The sequence below is a fragment of the Thalassolituus sp. genome, assembly GCF_984348125.1.
On record NZ_CFHJLR010000035.1, the window covers coordinates 1 to 13,732 of the forward strand.

The following is a 13,732-nucleotide window of genomic DNA, read 5'->3' on the forward strand; positions in this document are numbered from 1 at the left end:
CGGTAGATTACGAGAAATTAGCAAATTAATGTGTCCGGTTTTGTTGACCAGAACAATCTAAGTCGTCTCATTGTGTACGAGAAGTGGTGATAAAATCCAGAACTTATACGTAAGTTGTACAAATTGAGAGAGGTTGCCCTGATAGCTATAATCGCCGCCTCTCACGTTATTCAGGTTCTCTTCAATATGTTGTTCTTCCCTATCCAGCAGGAGCTGGACTGCATCAGCGATCGGGGTGTCATTCTGGGTAAGATTCGCTTCGACGACGCCCAAGGGAGGCATATCTTCTACCAGCCTGATGATGTTGTTGAGGTTACGGCGGCAGAGCAGGCGGCCATCAATGAGCGCCTGGCTGGGCTGGATGCGGGTACTTACGGCATCCCTATGCAGGATGATGACTGAGACCCCATACCGTTTGTAGGGCTATTCGGGTATACTCCGGCCTCCTTAAAAATCGATAAGAAGTGCTCATTATGTCTTTGCCTCCATGTCCTAAGTGTCAGTCTGAATACGTGTATGAAGATCAGGCAAACCTGGTATGCCCGGAATGCGGTCACGAGTGGAACCCAGCAGATAACAGCGATGACGATGCGTTTGTGGTTCGTGATTCGAACGGCAAGGTGCTGGAAGTAGGCGATCAGATCACTCTGATTAAAGATCTGAAGGTGAAAGGTTCATCGCAGCCACTGAAGATCGGTTCTAAGACGACCATCCGCCGCATTGTTGAAGGCAAGGATCACGAGCTGGACTGCAAGTTTGCCGGTGCTGGCGAAATTATGGTGACAGCCAAGTTCGTTAAAAAGGCCTGATAACCCGAATCTGGCTGATATCCGATAGAAGGGATGAGCGGCACTGTTTATAACCCTGTGCCGCTCTTATATCTGTGCTTTGTTTAGCCCGGGGTTTCGATCAGCTTTACCCATCTCGAGAATATATTCAGGCGTGCGGCCGCCAGTTTCAGGCAGACCAGTAAAGGCACGGCAATTAAGACGCCCACAGCGCCCCACATCCAGCCCCACAGAATAAGCCAGAGTATCAGTACCAGAGGGTTGAGCCTCATATTGTGGCCTAGCACGGTAGGCGTAATGAACTGAGCTTCGATGGTGTTAATACCAAAAAAGATCAATGGCGGTATGAACGCCATCCAGTTTGCACCGTACTGAATAATTCCAGCCAGATACAGCACCATCATGCCTGCAATCGGGCCCACGTAAGGGGCGAAGTTCAGCAGGGCGACCATCACACCCCACAGCAGGGCATCCTGCACACCAGCGGCCCAGAGCGCCGCTCCTGTCACGATACCAAGGCCGGTATTGATGACACTCACTATTAATATGTAGCGCGATAGCTCGCGTTGTACTTCGTCGAGCAGCGAGTTTGCCGCCTGCTTGTCGCTTTGCTGGGTAAAGCCACTGATAAAGTTACTGTAGAGTAGCGGCCCGAATACCAGCATGAAAACGACCAGAATCACAAAGGTGAAGAACTGGGTGAGCATGACCGGTGTTGCGCCCAGTATCTGAATCATTAACTCAACACCGCCTTGTTTGAAACGGTCTGAGACAGCGTTCTGGTCTGGCTCAGGTTCGGGTTTCGGCGGTTCGGGCTCATCTTTGCTGAACCAGCCGAACCATCCGCCGCTGTCTTCTTCTGGTTCAGCTTTGGGTGGAGGCGCCTGTTCGCTGAGCGCGAGTTTTTCGCTGATTTCATTCAGTTCTGTGGTCAGTTGTGTCGACAGCTCTGGAATACGTTCTGCCCAGCGCTCTGCGGGCTCGACCAATTGCATTCCGAGCAGTGTAAAGGGCACACCGAGTGAGGCCAGTAACAGCAAGGCAGAGAATGATCTCGGAATATAGAAGCGTTTGAGTATTCGTACCAATGGGCTGAGTAGCAGTGCGAACAGTGCGGCCACTACAACGGGCAGGAAGAGTGTCTGCGCAATGTACAGCGTGTAGAAAACGACAAATGCGATAAGCCAGTACATTACCATTTGCATGGAGGTCAGCTTTTTGGGCTGATCTTCTGACTCATCGTTCTGATTTTTTAGGGCAATCTGCCGAAGCTGACTCATTCGCCGGTTCCGAACTGCTGGCCTAAGGCGAAGGCATCACGCGTAAACGGAATTAACCGGCTGCCCTGAATGCTTAGGGCAGAGATACGGGTAGGGCCAAGAAAGCCGACCAGTGCACCTGCTGCCACGCCAGTGCCTATTAACCAGACTGGGGGGACTTTTTTAAGAGTCTCGTGAGAGTCTTTTGCGAGTACGCCGATCGCTTTTGTGCGAAGCGTCAGCTGTTCATCAAGTTGATCGAGTCGGTTGATCATAGTCTGACGCTTCACCGGATACCTCCTGTATGATTCGACGTGCATGCGACTTGGTGCGCCGAAAACCGATACCGTTGCGGAATCGTTTTCTCATTGAAAGCAGCGTTATGCAGAGCGCAATCTGAAGCAAAGTAAAACTGGAAATTGCCCAGGTCACAGATGCTGACAGGGCATAAACACACCAGGCAATTAATCCACCCAAAGAAACCCATGCCAGAATAATTGCTGGAATAATCGCCAGCCAGGTGATGAGTAATCTTCGGGTATCATCGACCGTTAACTGCATCTCTAATCTGAATATTTCAGACAGTTCTTTTGCAGCCGTTGTGGTCTGGCCAGACAGCGCTGACAGTTGTTCTGTCAGCGCTTGAGCAAGAGCTTCCTGTTCGCTCTGCTCTGGCTTTTTATTGCTTTTCGGGCTCATTTACTTGAGAGCACTTTCGAAGCAAGGAAGCCTGCAGCAAATGCAATACCCGCAGTCACCAGTGGCTTTTCTTTCATGTAGCCGGTTGCCTGGTCTGCAAGTTCAGAGGCTTTATCACGACCTTTTAATAGCTGCTCAGTGGCGTCATTTTTGACATCTACACCTGCTGATTCTGCGGCTACTTTGAAGTGATTTTTGGCGTCGATCAGCTTGTTATAAGCTTCAGAAACTGCTTCGCGACTTGCTGCCAGTTCTTCCTGCTTATCGACTGAATTGTTTGCTGATTTTGAGTTTGCATTAGCCATAATAACTCTCCTTTTGGGATTGTTTCGGGCTTCAGATTGATTTCGCGTGAGGGCGTTAAAAAGGGCCTCTCCCGGCGTTACAGTCTCTTTACTGTCAATTTTACGACCGGTGATCCGGTGAAGAGTTCAGGGGATTTTTGATGAACAAGTTTTAACAGGAGAGTGAGAGCGGAAAAACTGCAGAAAAAATACTGATGATTCAAGATGTTGCGACGTGTTGAACTCTGCAGCTTGTTGTTTGTTTTACTTTAAGCAGAGCGGGTATAAAAAAAGTTGCTTATTCTTCGTCCCGTTCGAGAAATGCGAAGCTCATAAAACTACTGAAAAAGAATATGCCAAGAATCGCAGCAACATTTTCTGCGGCTAACATAAGTACACCACTGATAATCCAGCCTGTTTTTACCTGCTCCAGGCGTCTGCGATAGGTTTCAGTTCTGGTCCACTCTATGTCTGGGTGATCCTCGGGTAGCTTGTAAAACCGGCGGATCTTGCTGATGAGGTTGAACGATGGCATATCTTTCTCCCGCTTGTCTCTTTTCAGAATAGGCCCACTTTTCAAGAGTAGGTCATATGACAAGTGTTTACAGAAGAGATGCCTCTATACAGCGATTTGTTCTATAAAAGGGGGAACGATAGATGCCCCACTTCTGAACCAAAGTGGGGCAGGAGGGCGGGACTCAGATGCGGTAAGTGGCTTTTGTCATCACTTTTGAGAGCGCAGTCATTCCCATTTTTACGGGCAAAGGAAAGCGCTTTCCGCCAGCTTCAATGGCCGTTGTCGCATGTTTCGCTTCGTCTTCAAGCATCTGTAGTAGTACAGCTTTACTCTTTTCGTCTTGTGTCGGCAGGGACGTCATGTGTTTGCTCAGATGGCTACAGACCTGCTCTTCTGTGGCGGCGACGAAGCCCAGACTTACCTTATCGCTGATCTTACCCGCGATTGCACCGATGCCGAATGACAGTGCGTAGAACGCAGGGTTGAGGCGGCTGGTGTGGCTGCCAAGATCTTTGATACGTTCTTCACACCAGACAAGGTGGTCGATTTCTTCTTCGGCCGCTTCTTCCATTGCTTCGCGCACTTCAGGCAGTTTTGCTGTCAGGGCCTGACCCTGATACAACGCCTGTGCACAGACTTCACCGGTATGGTTAATTCGCATCAATCCGGCAGCATGCTGTCGTTCCTGCTCTGACAGTTCACTGTATTCGCGGCTCTGTGCTGGCGAAGCACGCTCGGCAGTTGCGGCACCAGGTACCAGTGTGCGGAGCGCCTGATCGGCATTGGTGATGAGTTTATCGAACAGAGAAAATTGTCTTCTGGCGGTCATGAAGGTCACCTTCTTGAAATCTGGTAACCATTTTAACCTATTGAACGCCGAGCTGCATGATGCAGGTCAGTAGGCTGGAGTGCGCCGCTTCTGAAGGATCGCGAGGGCTTCCCGCAAGCGGTTACCGCTGGCTGGTTTGGCGATCACGTAGTCGATACCGGCGGCCGAGGCGCTGCGTTCGACACTGTTGGTGCTCAGCCCTGTCAGCATCAGGTTGGCGGGCTTACGGCGGATTTCCTCGTCTGAGCGAATACGCTCTGCCAGCTGCAGGCCTGACATCACCGGCATATCGTGATCAATGATAACGATATCGTAAGGTGTTCCGTTGCGGTGTTCTGTCCTCAGCATAGCCAGGGCTTCTTTGCCGCTGTAGGTGCTATCTGGGTTTACTCCCCAGCGTTTCAGCTGTTTTTCGATGACTGAACGCAGCGTAGCGTTGTCATCAACGATGAGTACATTCAGGCCCTTCAGAGAGGAGTCCTGCTCTTTCTGTGATAGGTCTTCGCTGGTGTCTGTCTGCATCGGCAGAAAGAGGGTAACTGAGCCGCCCTGGCTGCTCAGGCTTTCGATATCCAACGTGCCGCGCATATGGCGTATAAGACCCCTTACAACTGTTAGATTCCAGGTGTGTGGGTCGTTGCCATCGACTTTCGTGTTGCCCGGTTGCAGCATTCGGAACAGAGACTCGAGTTCCTGCTGTTTGATGACTGTACCACTGATCTGCAGCTGCAGGCGCAGGCCCTGGGCTTGTTCTCCACAGTAGTAAGAGGCATACACGGTCAGGGCACCGTGCTCGGTGTATGCCAGCGTGCGTGACAGCAGGTTGTAATAGACGGAGAGCAGGCGGTTACGGTCACACAGCAGGCGCTCAGGAAAATCGTCAGACAGGTCGAGAATTAACTCAACCTGCTTACGCGCGGCTTCCTGCTGGAAGTGTCCGAGTGTGCGGTTAAGAAGATTGATGACCCGAACGGGTTTGATATCAAGAAACACTTCGCGGGCTTTCAGTTTGCCGAGGTCTGAAAGTTCATTAACCAGTACCAGCAAATCGTTACCCGCCATCTTGATGGTCTCAAGGTGGTCGCGCTGCGTGATCGACAGTGGTGTGTCCGTGAGCAGTTCGCTCATACCAATTACGCCATTGATCGGCGTTCTGAGCTCATGACTGATCTGCCCCATGGTTTCAGGCGGAATGCCTGGCTGACCGCTGATTTCGCGATGGCTATGTTTGGCGCTGATGGCCAGTTGCGCAAAGAACAGGCCCGCAGCCGCTGCCAGCGGTAACAGAAACACCAACATCTGCTCGGTCACTGGCATATTGATTAAGTTCATTTTGTGCACGAGTGTGATCACCATACCCAGACCAATGACGATGGCCGCACTGCGCAGGTATACATGACACTCCGGATATTTGCTGCGATATACCGTGGTTACAAAAATGGTAAGCAGCTGAGCAAAGGTCGTGGTGGTGTACAGCATGGTTTCGGTCAGATAGCTGGGGGTAACAACATCACTGAGCAGAATGCCGACCTGGGCTGCGATGTTCAGTTTGATAAGCGCGCGTATCCAGACCTGGCGCCACTTGAGCTTCAAGAGGGCCAGCAATTGGGCGATGAGTATTCCACCCACTGAGTAGGTTTCGATACATCCGTCTGGCAGGTAGACATTGATCGGGAGATCGAAACTGATGCCCACACTGGCGGGCACAAAGAACATGACTGACGTTGAGCCGAGAACTCCTGCGGTGCGAATACCTTTATCACCGCGGGCAAAGGCGAATAGAAAATACAGTAAAACCAGAGATACCAAGCCAAGGAGCGCCCCGGTCAACAGGTTACTGATGCGCTCTACAAGGTTGAACTGATCCAGGCTTTTGAGGGCGATGCGGGTGGTCATTATGGCATCAGTTTCGAGGCGGATCAGATAACTGTTGGTGGCCTTACTCTCTACGTTCAGGCTGAAAACGTGTGCCTGACTTAACGACCCCTGCGGCTGAGGTGCATTCAGCTCCAGCGGACGTTCAGTGTCAGAGATATTGAAGATACGTACCGAGTCGATTCGTGAGTTCGACAGGGTCAGTATGGTGTCCATTTCCTGAGCGAATGGATTTAAGACGGACATTCTTATCCAGACGACTCCGGAGGTCACTCCGCGCTTCAGGGATATCGTGTGCGTTGGGGTGAAGCTGAGTTGTCGGTCACTGGCCAATATCTGAGGCAGGGTCAGGGAAGCCGATTTGTCCTCATAGAAAGACGTGTAAGGTGTGATGGTCTGACTGAAAGAACCCTCGGGCAGAATAATTGGGCCAAGCGCAGAAGCACGCAGAGCGACCAGTAACAACATAACCGGCAGAACCAGAACCCGGAAAATACGACGGAAGAATTGTTGAGCGGTCATTACTGCAGTGATCCCTCACTATAGAGCGTGGCGTTTAACTAGCCAGACAGGCATTAGCGATAAGACAGGGCCAGCAGGTTGCTGGCCCGGCTTGGGTAGTCGGCGTTAGCCGTTCTCTTGTTCACGCGCTACTGCACGGTAACCGATATCAGAGCGGCAGAACATGCCTTCCCATGAGACCAGTTTCACCAACTCGTAAGCCTGTGCCTGAGCTTCGCTGACGCTAGTGCCCAGAGCGGTTGCACAGAGTACGCGACCGCCAGCTGTCACTACTTCGCCTTTGTCGTTCAGCTTAGTGCCGGCATGGAAAACTTTGCGGTCTGCGCCGTCGTTTTCTGGCAGAGAGATGACATCACCTTTCGGGTAGTCCGCTGGGTAGCCTGCGGCTGCCAGAACCACACCCAGTGCAGGACGTGGGTCCCACTTGGCAGTTTCTGAATCCAGCTTGCCTTCCAGAGCGGCCAGACAGTGGGCCACCATATCGGACTGCATACGCAGCATGATTGGCTGAGTTTCTGGATCACCAAAACGGCAATTGTATTCGATCACCTTAGGCGCACCAGACTCGTCGATCATCAGACCAGCGTACAGGAAACCTGTGTAGTCGTTGCCTTCAGCCGCCATGCCTTCCACGGTCGGCATGATGACTTCTTTCATGATGCGGGCATCAATTTCTGGTGTGACAACAGGTGCTGGAGAATAGGCACCCATACCACCGGTGTTAGGGCCAGTGTCTTTATCACCAACGCGCTTGTGATCCTGGCTGGTGGCCATTGGCAGTACGTTTTTGCCATCGACCATGACGATGAAAGACGCTTCTTCGCCAGCAAGGAATTCTTCGATCACAACACGGCAGCCTGCATCACCAAAGGCGTTGCCAGACAGCATGTCTTTAACGGCTTCTTCCGCCTGTTCCAGCGTTTCGGCAACGATCACGCCTTTACCCGCAGCCAGGCCATCGGCCTTAACTACAATAGGAGCACCTTTCTCGCGAAGGTAAGCCAGTGCCGGTTCAACTTCGGTGAAGTTCTGGTATTCCGCCGTAGGGATCTGATGACGAGCCAGGAAATCTTTAGTGAAAGCTTTGGAACCTTCCAGCTGCGCAGCGCCTTTCTTAGGGCCAAAGATCTTCAGGCCAGCGGCTTCAAACTGATCAACCACGCCATCAACTAATGGCGCTTCTGGGCCAACAATGGTCAGGCCTACTTCGTTTTCTTTAGCGAAGGTTTCCAGAGCATCGAAGTCCAATACGTCGATGGCGACGTTTTCGATGTTTTCTTCGATGGCTGAACCAGCGTTGCCCGGTGCAACGAATACTTTTTCAACCAGCGGAGATTGTAACGCCTTCCAGGCCAGAGCGTGCTCGCGACCACCACTGCCAATTACTAAGATTTTCATAGCTGACTTCTCTTATTGCGGGTCTGAAACGCTCCTGAGCGGTGTTAAAACCTTCGTCAAAATGCTCATGTACTAAAGTACACTCCGCTTTTTCCTCAGGTTTTGCCTTGCTCAGAAACCTTTCATCTCCCGGGGCTACAACGCCCAATTCTTTTCAACGCGACAGCGAATTAAATTCGTTGTCGCAAAATTTCATTTCACACCGCCCTAACTGACGCGTTAATTGCGGTGCAGAAGCGTTATCCACGCTGTAGGAGCGTCACGAGCGCAGGTCTGGCAAGGCAAAAAGGTTTGAGGGAGCGGAGTGTAGTTCACCTACATGAGCATCCCGAAAACGTTTTTAACACCACCAGGCCAAGCGCAGTAGCTCCGTGTTAATCAGTGGCGGAAGTGACGCATTCCTGTAAACACCATTGCGATTCCAGCTTCATCTGCAGCCGCAATCACTTCCTCGTCACGGATCGAACCGCCCGGCTGAATAATCGCTTTAATGCCGGCTTTGGCCGCATTATCGATACCGTCGCGGAACGGGAAGAAGGCATCAGATGCCATTACCGCACCTTCAACCTGCAGACCTGCGTGCTCTGCTTTAATTGCAGCGATACGTGCAGAGTTTACGCGGCTCATCTGGCCAGCGCCTACACCAACAGTCTGACGGTCTTTGGCGTAGATGATGGCGTTCGATTTAACGAACTTAGCGACTTTCCAGGCGAAAATCAGGTCGTTGAGTTCGGCTTCACTTGGTGCACGCTTAGTCACGACTTTCAGGTCGTCTTTGGTGATCATGCCGTTATCACGGTCCTGAACCAGCAGGCCGCCATTTACGCGCTTGTAGTCGAAACCTTCAACGCGTTCCGCAGACCATTCGCCGCACTCAAGCAGACGAACGTTCTTCTTCGCTTCTACCACGGCGATAGCTTCGGCAGAGACTTTTGGTGCGATGATGACTTCAACAAACTGACGGTCAACGATGGCTTGTGCCGTTTCGCCGTCGAGTTCACGGTTGAACGCAATGATGCCACCGAAAGCTGATTCGCTGTCGGTTGCGTAAGCCAGATCGTAGGCTTTGCGGATACCGCCTTCATCATCAGGTACAACAGCTACACCGCATGGGTTAGCGTGTTTAACGATCACACAGGCTGGCTTAGTGAATGACTTAACGCATTCCAGTGCCGCATCGGTGTCAGCCACGTTGTTGTATGACAGCTCTTTGCCCTGAATCTGCTTGGCGGTAGCGATGGATGCTTCAGCTGGGTTGGCTTCTACGTAGAAGGCCGCTTTCTGGTGTGGGTTCTCACCGTAACGCATGTCCTGCGTTTTAATGAACTGGCTGTTGAATGTACGCGGGAAGGCGTCACGCTCATCAACGCTCAGTACTTCAGCTGTCTGGTCGATGGTGCCCAGGTAGTTAGCAATCATGCCGTCATAAGCTGCTGTGTGTTCGAAGGCTTTCAGTGCCAGGTCGAAACGCAGTTTGGCTGTCAGGCCCTGGTGAGCATTGATTTCCTGCAGAACCTGATCGTAATCGGAGGCGTTTACGACGATACCAACGTGGGCGTTGTTCTTCGCTGCTGAACGCACCATGGTCGGACCACCGATATCGATGTTTTCAATCGCCAGGGGCAGGTCGCAATCGGGGCGGGCAACGGTCGCTGCAAATGGGTATAGGTTCACAACCACCAGATCAATCGGGTTGATGTGGTGCTCGTGCATGACTTCATCATCCTGACCGCGACGACCAAGAATGCCACCGTGAATTTTTGGATGCAGCGTTTTAACACGGCCGTCCATCATTTCAGGAAATTCTGTGTAGTCTGACACCTCAACAGCTGGGATATTATTATCAACCAGCAGTTTGTAGGTACCGCCCGTTGACAGGATTTCTACACCTGCCTGAGTCAGTGCGTAAGCGAATTCTACGATTCCAGTCTTGTCGGAAACGCTGATAAGGGCGCGTCGGATTTGTGTGATTTCAGTCATTGTCATCTTAACTAGTCGGGAAGTGAAAACGGCTGATTATCTCAGCCGTCTGAATACTTTTTATAGGGTGCTGCTCAGAGCATGCCGTATTGCTTAAGCTTTTTACGCAGTGTGCCGCGGTTGAGGCCCAGTACGATGGATGCTTTGGTCTGGTTGTCGCGGGTGTAACGCATAACGGTTTCGAGCAGTGGTGCTTCAACTTCTGCCAGGACCATTTCGTAGAGCTCGGATACTGGCTGGCCGTCCATAGCGTCAAAGTAATTCTTGAGCGCGATCTCTACGCTCTCACGCAGCGTGTGTGTGGAGTCTGCGATGGTGGTGAAATGGTTCTCTGAGTTCGCTGGTTCTGTCACTGGTTCAACCTGTCTGATAATTGCTTCTGAGCTCATGCTGCTGCTTCCTTCCTTAACGATGGGTCCCGGAAATACTCCGCAATGGATTCCATCTGTGCGGTGGGACTGTCTAATTGATTAAACTTTTTCCGGAAACTGTTACCCGGCTGGCTTTTCAGGTACCAGCTGACATGTTTCCGTGCGATGCGTACCCCTAAGTACTCACCGTAAAAATCGTAGAGAGAAACCAGATGACGCTGGAGGATGGTTTCTACCTCGTGCAGGTCTGGCGCTGGGAGTTCATTGCCTGTGTTCAGGAAATGAACGACTTCTCTGAAAATCCAGGGTTGCCCCTGAGCGGCGCGGCCGATCAATACGCCGTCGGCGCCGGTGTATTGCATGACTTCGGCGGCCTTGCGGGCGCTGTTGATATCGCCGTTCGCGAATACCGGTAACGATGTACTCGCTTTCACATCACGAATGGTGTCGTATTCAACGGTGTTGGCGTAGCCACACGCGCGCGTACGTCCGTGGACCGCAAGCGATACTATGCCTGCGGCTTCGGCAATCTCGGCGATGCGTACCGCATTGCGGGAGTCAGGGCTCCAGCCAGTGCGGATTTTCAGGCTCACTGGTACGTCGACGGCTTCTACCGTGGCCTGCAATATATCTTTCACCAGAGCTTCATCGCGTAGTAATGCGGAGCCCGCAGCTTTGTTACACACTTTCTTCGCCGGACAGCCCATATTGATGTCGATGATCTGAGCGCCGTTCTCAACATTGAAGCGGGCACTATTGGCCATAATTTCCGGATCACCACCGACGATCTGAACTGCAATCGGTTCTGGCTCACCGGTGTGGTCCAGGCGCAGTTTTGATTTACGCGTATTGCGCAACTCAGGCTTGCCAGAAACCATTTCACCCACGACCAGTCCTGCTCCCAGTTCTCTGCAGAGCTGGCGGAACGGGCGGTCGGTGACTCCCGCCATAGGAGCCAGAACCACGGGGTTCGGTAGCGTGTAAGGGCCAATTGAGGGCATAGAAGACGGTGGCCTTCTGGTTAAAAAGTGTGCTGAAAAAGAGGCGCTATGATACTCCCAACCCCTTTGTGAATAAAGGGAAAGTTGCGCATATTTTGCGCAATTTCAGCATTGACTTTTACTGGTTGGGGCGTATGTAAATCTGGCGGCTGACGGCCTCGGGGCCTGGGTTAATGACTTCGATCGCGATGTGAACCGGCACGCGGGAAGGCATCAGGTCACCAGGCATGACGTCACCCGCGAGGTACTCTTCGGGAGAGAAGGTGCGCTGGGCAACAATGCGATCATTGAGGTCGCGGAACTCGAGCTCAAGGTCAGGGTAAGGCTGTGCATATCCCGCGCTGTTGGTCAGCAGAGTATCGATGACTAGCGCATCGGCAATGCTGCGGTGCGGATTGAATACTGTGTTGGCTGCGCGAATCAGGCTGGTGTCCTGAATCCCTGGCAGCGTGCATCCGGCAAGATCACAGACAGCGGAGTAGAGCGGACGTAGCTGTTCGTTCTTGGCCAGGGTGTCCATGCGAAACCAGCCGACCTGAGCAACCGCAATCAAAATCATAACGACAGCCCCGAAAGACCAGAGCCCGATGTGGCTGCTCGGTTTCTGCTGCTGTTCAAGATCCAGTGGGTCCAGTTCGGCTGTTGGTATATCGAGACTGATTCCCTGGCTGAAGTTCAGGTTTCCATCAAGGGTTTCGGTTTCGTGCTGCGCTTCTGAGAAGTTGGCGAACGCGGTATCGCTTTCATGCTGTGTCGACGGGCTTTCGGGGAAGCCCGCTTCCGGATAGGCGATTTCTTCGACGAACGGCTCAGGCTCTGCAGCCAGATCCTCTTCTACGTCGTCCACATAGCTATCGAAGTAATCGTCTGTGTAGCTATCATCCGCGAGTGCAGCGCTCATCGTATCCGAAGAACTCGTCTCTTTTGCAGATTGCTTGCCACTGTTACTGTCGTGGATATCAGTAAAAGAAAACTCTTCGCCCTGCTCGAAGGCCTCAATGGTATCTAGGTCTGGTGCTGTGAGGTCGTCTTTAGCTTTTGTTGTCGCTGGCTCCTGATTGATCAGTTCCAGCGCCCACTTGTCTTCGTACTGACTATCATCGTGTTCTTCGGGAGTTGAGGCGAGAATATCCGAGTAATCGTCTGATACCAGATCTTCGAGATTGTCGAGCAGGCTGTCGTCGGTCTCTGTCGGTGATTTCTCTTCTTCACCAATAAGATCAGCAAGGGCGTTACCCGGCTCCATATCATCATGAATAAGGAAATCGTCGTCATCGTCTTCCGGGGCGGGATCAGCCTCTTGGGTTGCCGGAGTTTCGTCGCTGGTAAGATCGCTGACAAGCAGATCATCGTCACTGGCGTTCTCCAACAGCTCATCCAGTGAGGTATTGTCGTCGCTGGCTTCTACAACGGCATCATCGAGCAGACTGGCAAAGTTGTCGTCTGAGTTCTCGGGTGCACCAGAAATAAAGTCGATCGGTGCAGGGTCATTATCCTGTTCAGGGATGAAAGGCACTTCTTGTTCTGGCACACCAGGTACTTCAGCAGGTTCGGTCGCTGGAATATTCGCAGGCGGTGCTGGTGGCAGTTCCTCTGGTACTTCAACGTCAGGCAGCGGAACTTCATCCGGTATCTGCTCGGGTGCTTCGTCCGGTAGCTCCGGCTCTGCGGGTTCTCCCTGAGGGAACTCTATTCCTGGAGAATCGTTATCGGGCAGATCAATCTCTGGTGTATCCGTCGATGGTAGCGGCGATTCTTCCGGGGTGTCGGTCGGCAGATCAGGCTGATCTGCTGCGATAATGTCTTCGATGACGTCCGGTATATCGTCAGAGGTTGCATCGGAGTCATCTAATACGCTGCTGACATCAAACGCTGTGATGTCGTCAGTTACAAACGGTTTGGTGTCTTCAGTGGGAAATTCGTCAGGCTGGCGCTCGTCTTCGTCATTATTTCTGCGGTCGTTGTCTTTGGAGGGCGCGTGAATAATGCCGTCGTCCGAAATCAGCATAGAGCCTTCAAGATCGAGCTCGTCGTCGGTGGTGTCTTCGTGATCTTCTTCTGAAAGATCAATCAGATGGTTTGCAACCGCAGACTTCTGTTGTGCCGCCCGGGATGGAGACAGGGGTTCGAATTCGAAAATCTTAGCCGTAGGCTGTTCTGGCTCTGGCTCTGGCTCTGGCTCTGGCTCTGGCTCTGGCTCTGGCTCTGG

At 52.2% G+C, this 13,732-nt stretch carries 14 protein-coding genes; 2 read left to right on the forward strand and 12 right to left on the reverse strand.

Annotation, left to right across the window (positions count from 1 at the left end; translation table 11 throughout):
* The first annotated feature begins 186 nt into the window (after positions 1–186).
* Positions 187–402, forward strand: a complete 216-nt coding sequence (locus AC5E51_RS15915; RefSeq protein WP_491778814.1) for a hypothetical protein — start codon at positions 187–189, stop codon at positions 400–402.
* Between the two features lie 71 nt (positions 403–473).
* On the forward strand, positions 474–809 hold the full coding sequence (locus AC5E51_RS15920; RefSeq protein WP_301378018.1) for a zinc ribbon domain-containing protein YjdM: 336 nt from the start codon (positions 474–476) through the stop codon (positions 807–809).
* An 83-nt stretch (positions 810–892) separates the two neighbouring features.
* On the opposite strand, the gene AC5E51_RS15925 is transcribed toward AC5E51_RS15920, so the two are convergent.
* The 12 genes from AC5E51_RS15925 to AC5E51_RS15980 all read right to left on the reverse strand — a co-directional run.
* Positions 893–2,068, reverse strand: a complete 1,176-nt coding sequence (locus AC5E51_RS15925; RefSeq protein WP_491778815.1) for an AI-2E family transporter — start codon at positions 2,066–2,068, stop codon at positions 893–895.
* Positions 2,065–2,337 carry a hypothetical protein gene (locus tag AC5E51_RS15930; protein WP_139325797.1) on the reverse strand — a complete coding sequence of 91 codons (273 nt, stop codon included), beginning with the start codon at positions 2,335–2,337 and terminating at the stop codon, positions 2,065–2,067. Before AC5E51_RS15930 ends, AC5E51_RS15925 begins: the two co-directional genes overlap by 4 nt.
* Positions 2,297–2,746 (reverse strand): hypothetical protein, encoded by a 450-nt coding sequence (locus AC5E51_RS15935; RefSeq protein ID WP_068440098.1) that lies wholly within the window; start codon positions 2,744–2,746, stop codon positions 2,297–2,299. The genes AC5E51_RS15930 and AC5E51_RS15935 overlap by 41 nt, the downstream gene beginning before the upstream one ends.
* Positions 2,743–3,051, reverse strand: a complete 309-nt coding sequence (locus AC5E51_RS15940) for a hypothetical protein (RefSeq protein ID WP_068439703.1) — start codon at positions 3,049–3,051, stop codon at positions 2,743–2,745. The genes AC5E51_RS15935 and AC5E51_RS15940 overlap by 4 nt, the downstream gene beginning before the upstream one ends.
* A 277-nt stretch (positions 3,052–3,328) precedes the next feature.
* A complete protein-coding gene (locus AC5E51_RS15945) occupies positions 3,329–3,565 on the reverse strand; it encodes a hypothetical protein (protein WP_076515156.1) in 237 nt (78 codons plus the stop codon).
* 163 nt (positions 3,566–3,728) lie between these two features.
* Positions 3,729–4,376 carry a 2-polyprenyl-3-methyl-6-methoxy-1,4-benzoquinone monooxygenase gene (gene coq7 / locus AC5E51_RS15950; RefSeq protein WP_068439699.1) on the reverse strand — a complete coding sequence of 216 codons (648 nt, stop codon included), beginning with the start codon at positions 4,374–4,376 and terminating at the stop codon, positions 3,729–3,731.
* Positions 4,377–4,442: 66 nt separating this feature from the next.
* The gene (locus AC5E51_RS15955) at positions 4,443–6,773 is read right to left on the reverse strand and encodes a response regulator (protein ID WP_491778816.1); all 2,331 of its coding nucleotides are present in this window, start codon (positions 6,771–6,773) and stop codon (positions 4,443–4,445) included.
* A 105-nt stretch (positions 6,774–6,878) separates the two neighbouring features.
* Entirely contained in the window at positions 6,879–8,171 is a 1,293-nt protein-coding gene (purD, locus tag AC5E51_RS15960; protein WP_488046801.1) for a phosphoribosylamine--glycine ligase, read from the reverse strand.
* A gap of 378 nt (positions 8,172–8,549) precedes the next feature.
* Positions 8,550–10,151, reverse strand: coding sequence for a bifunctional phosphoribosylaminoimidazolecarboxamide formyltransferase/IMP cyclohydrolase (gene purH, locus AC5E51_RS15965; RefSeq protein ID WP_068440107.1), 1,602 nt, complete (start codon positions 10,149–10,151; stop codon positions 8,550–8,552).
* A 74-nt stretch (positions 10,152–10,225) separates the two neighbouring features.
* A complete protein-coding gene (gene fis / locus AC5E51_RS15970; RefSeq protein WP_068439928.1) occupies positions 10,226–10,540 on the reverse strand; it encodes a DNA-binding transcriptional regulator Fis in 315 nt (104 codons plus the stop codon).
* Positions 10,537–11,523 (reverse strand): tRNA dihydrouridine synthase DusB, encoded by a 987-nt coding sequence (gene dusB / locus AC5E51_RS15975; protein WP_488046800.1) that lies wholly within the window; start codon positions 11,521–11,523, stop codon positions 10,537–10,539. Before dusB ends, fis begins: the two co-directional genes overlap by 4 nt.
* Before the next feature lie 118 nt (positions 11,524–11,641).
* Positions 11,642–13,732, reverse strand: a 2,091-nt coding sequence (locus tag AC5E51_RS15980; protein WP_491778817.1) for a DUF3426 domain-containing protein, incomplete at its 5' end; no start/stop codon positions are given.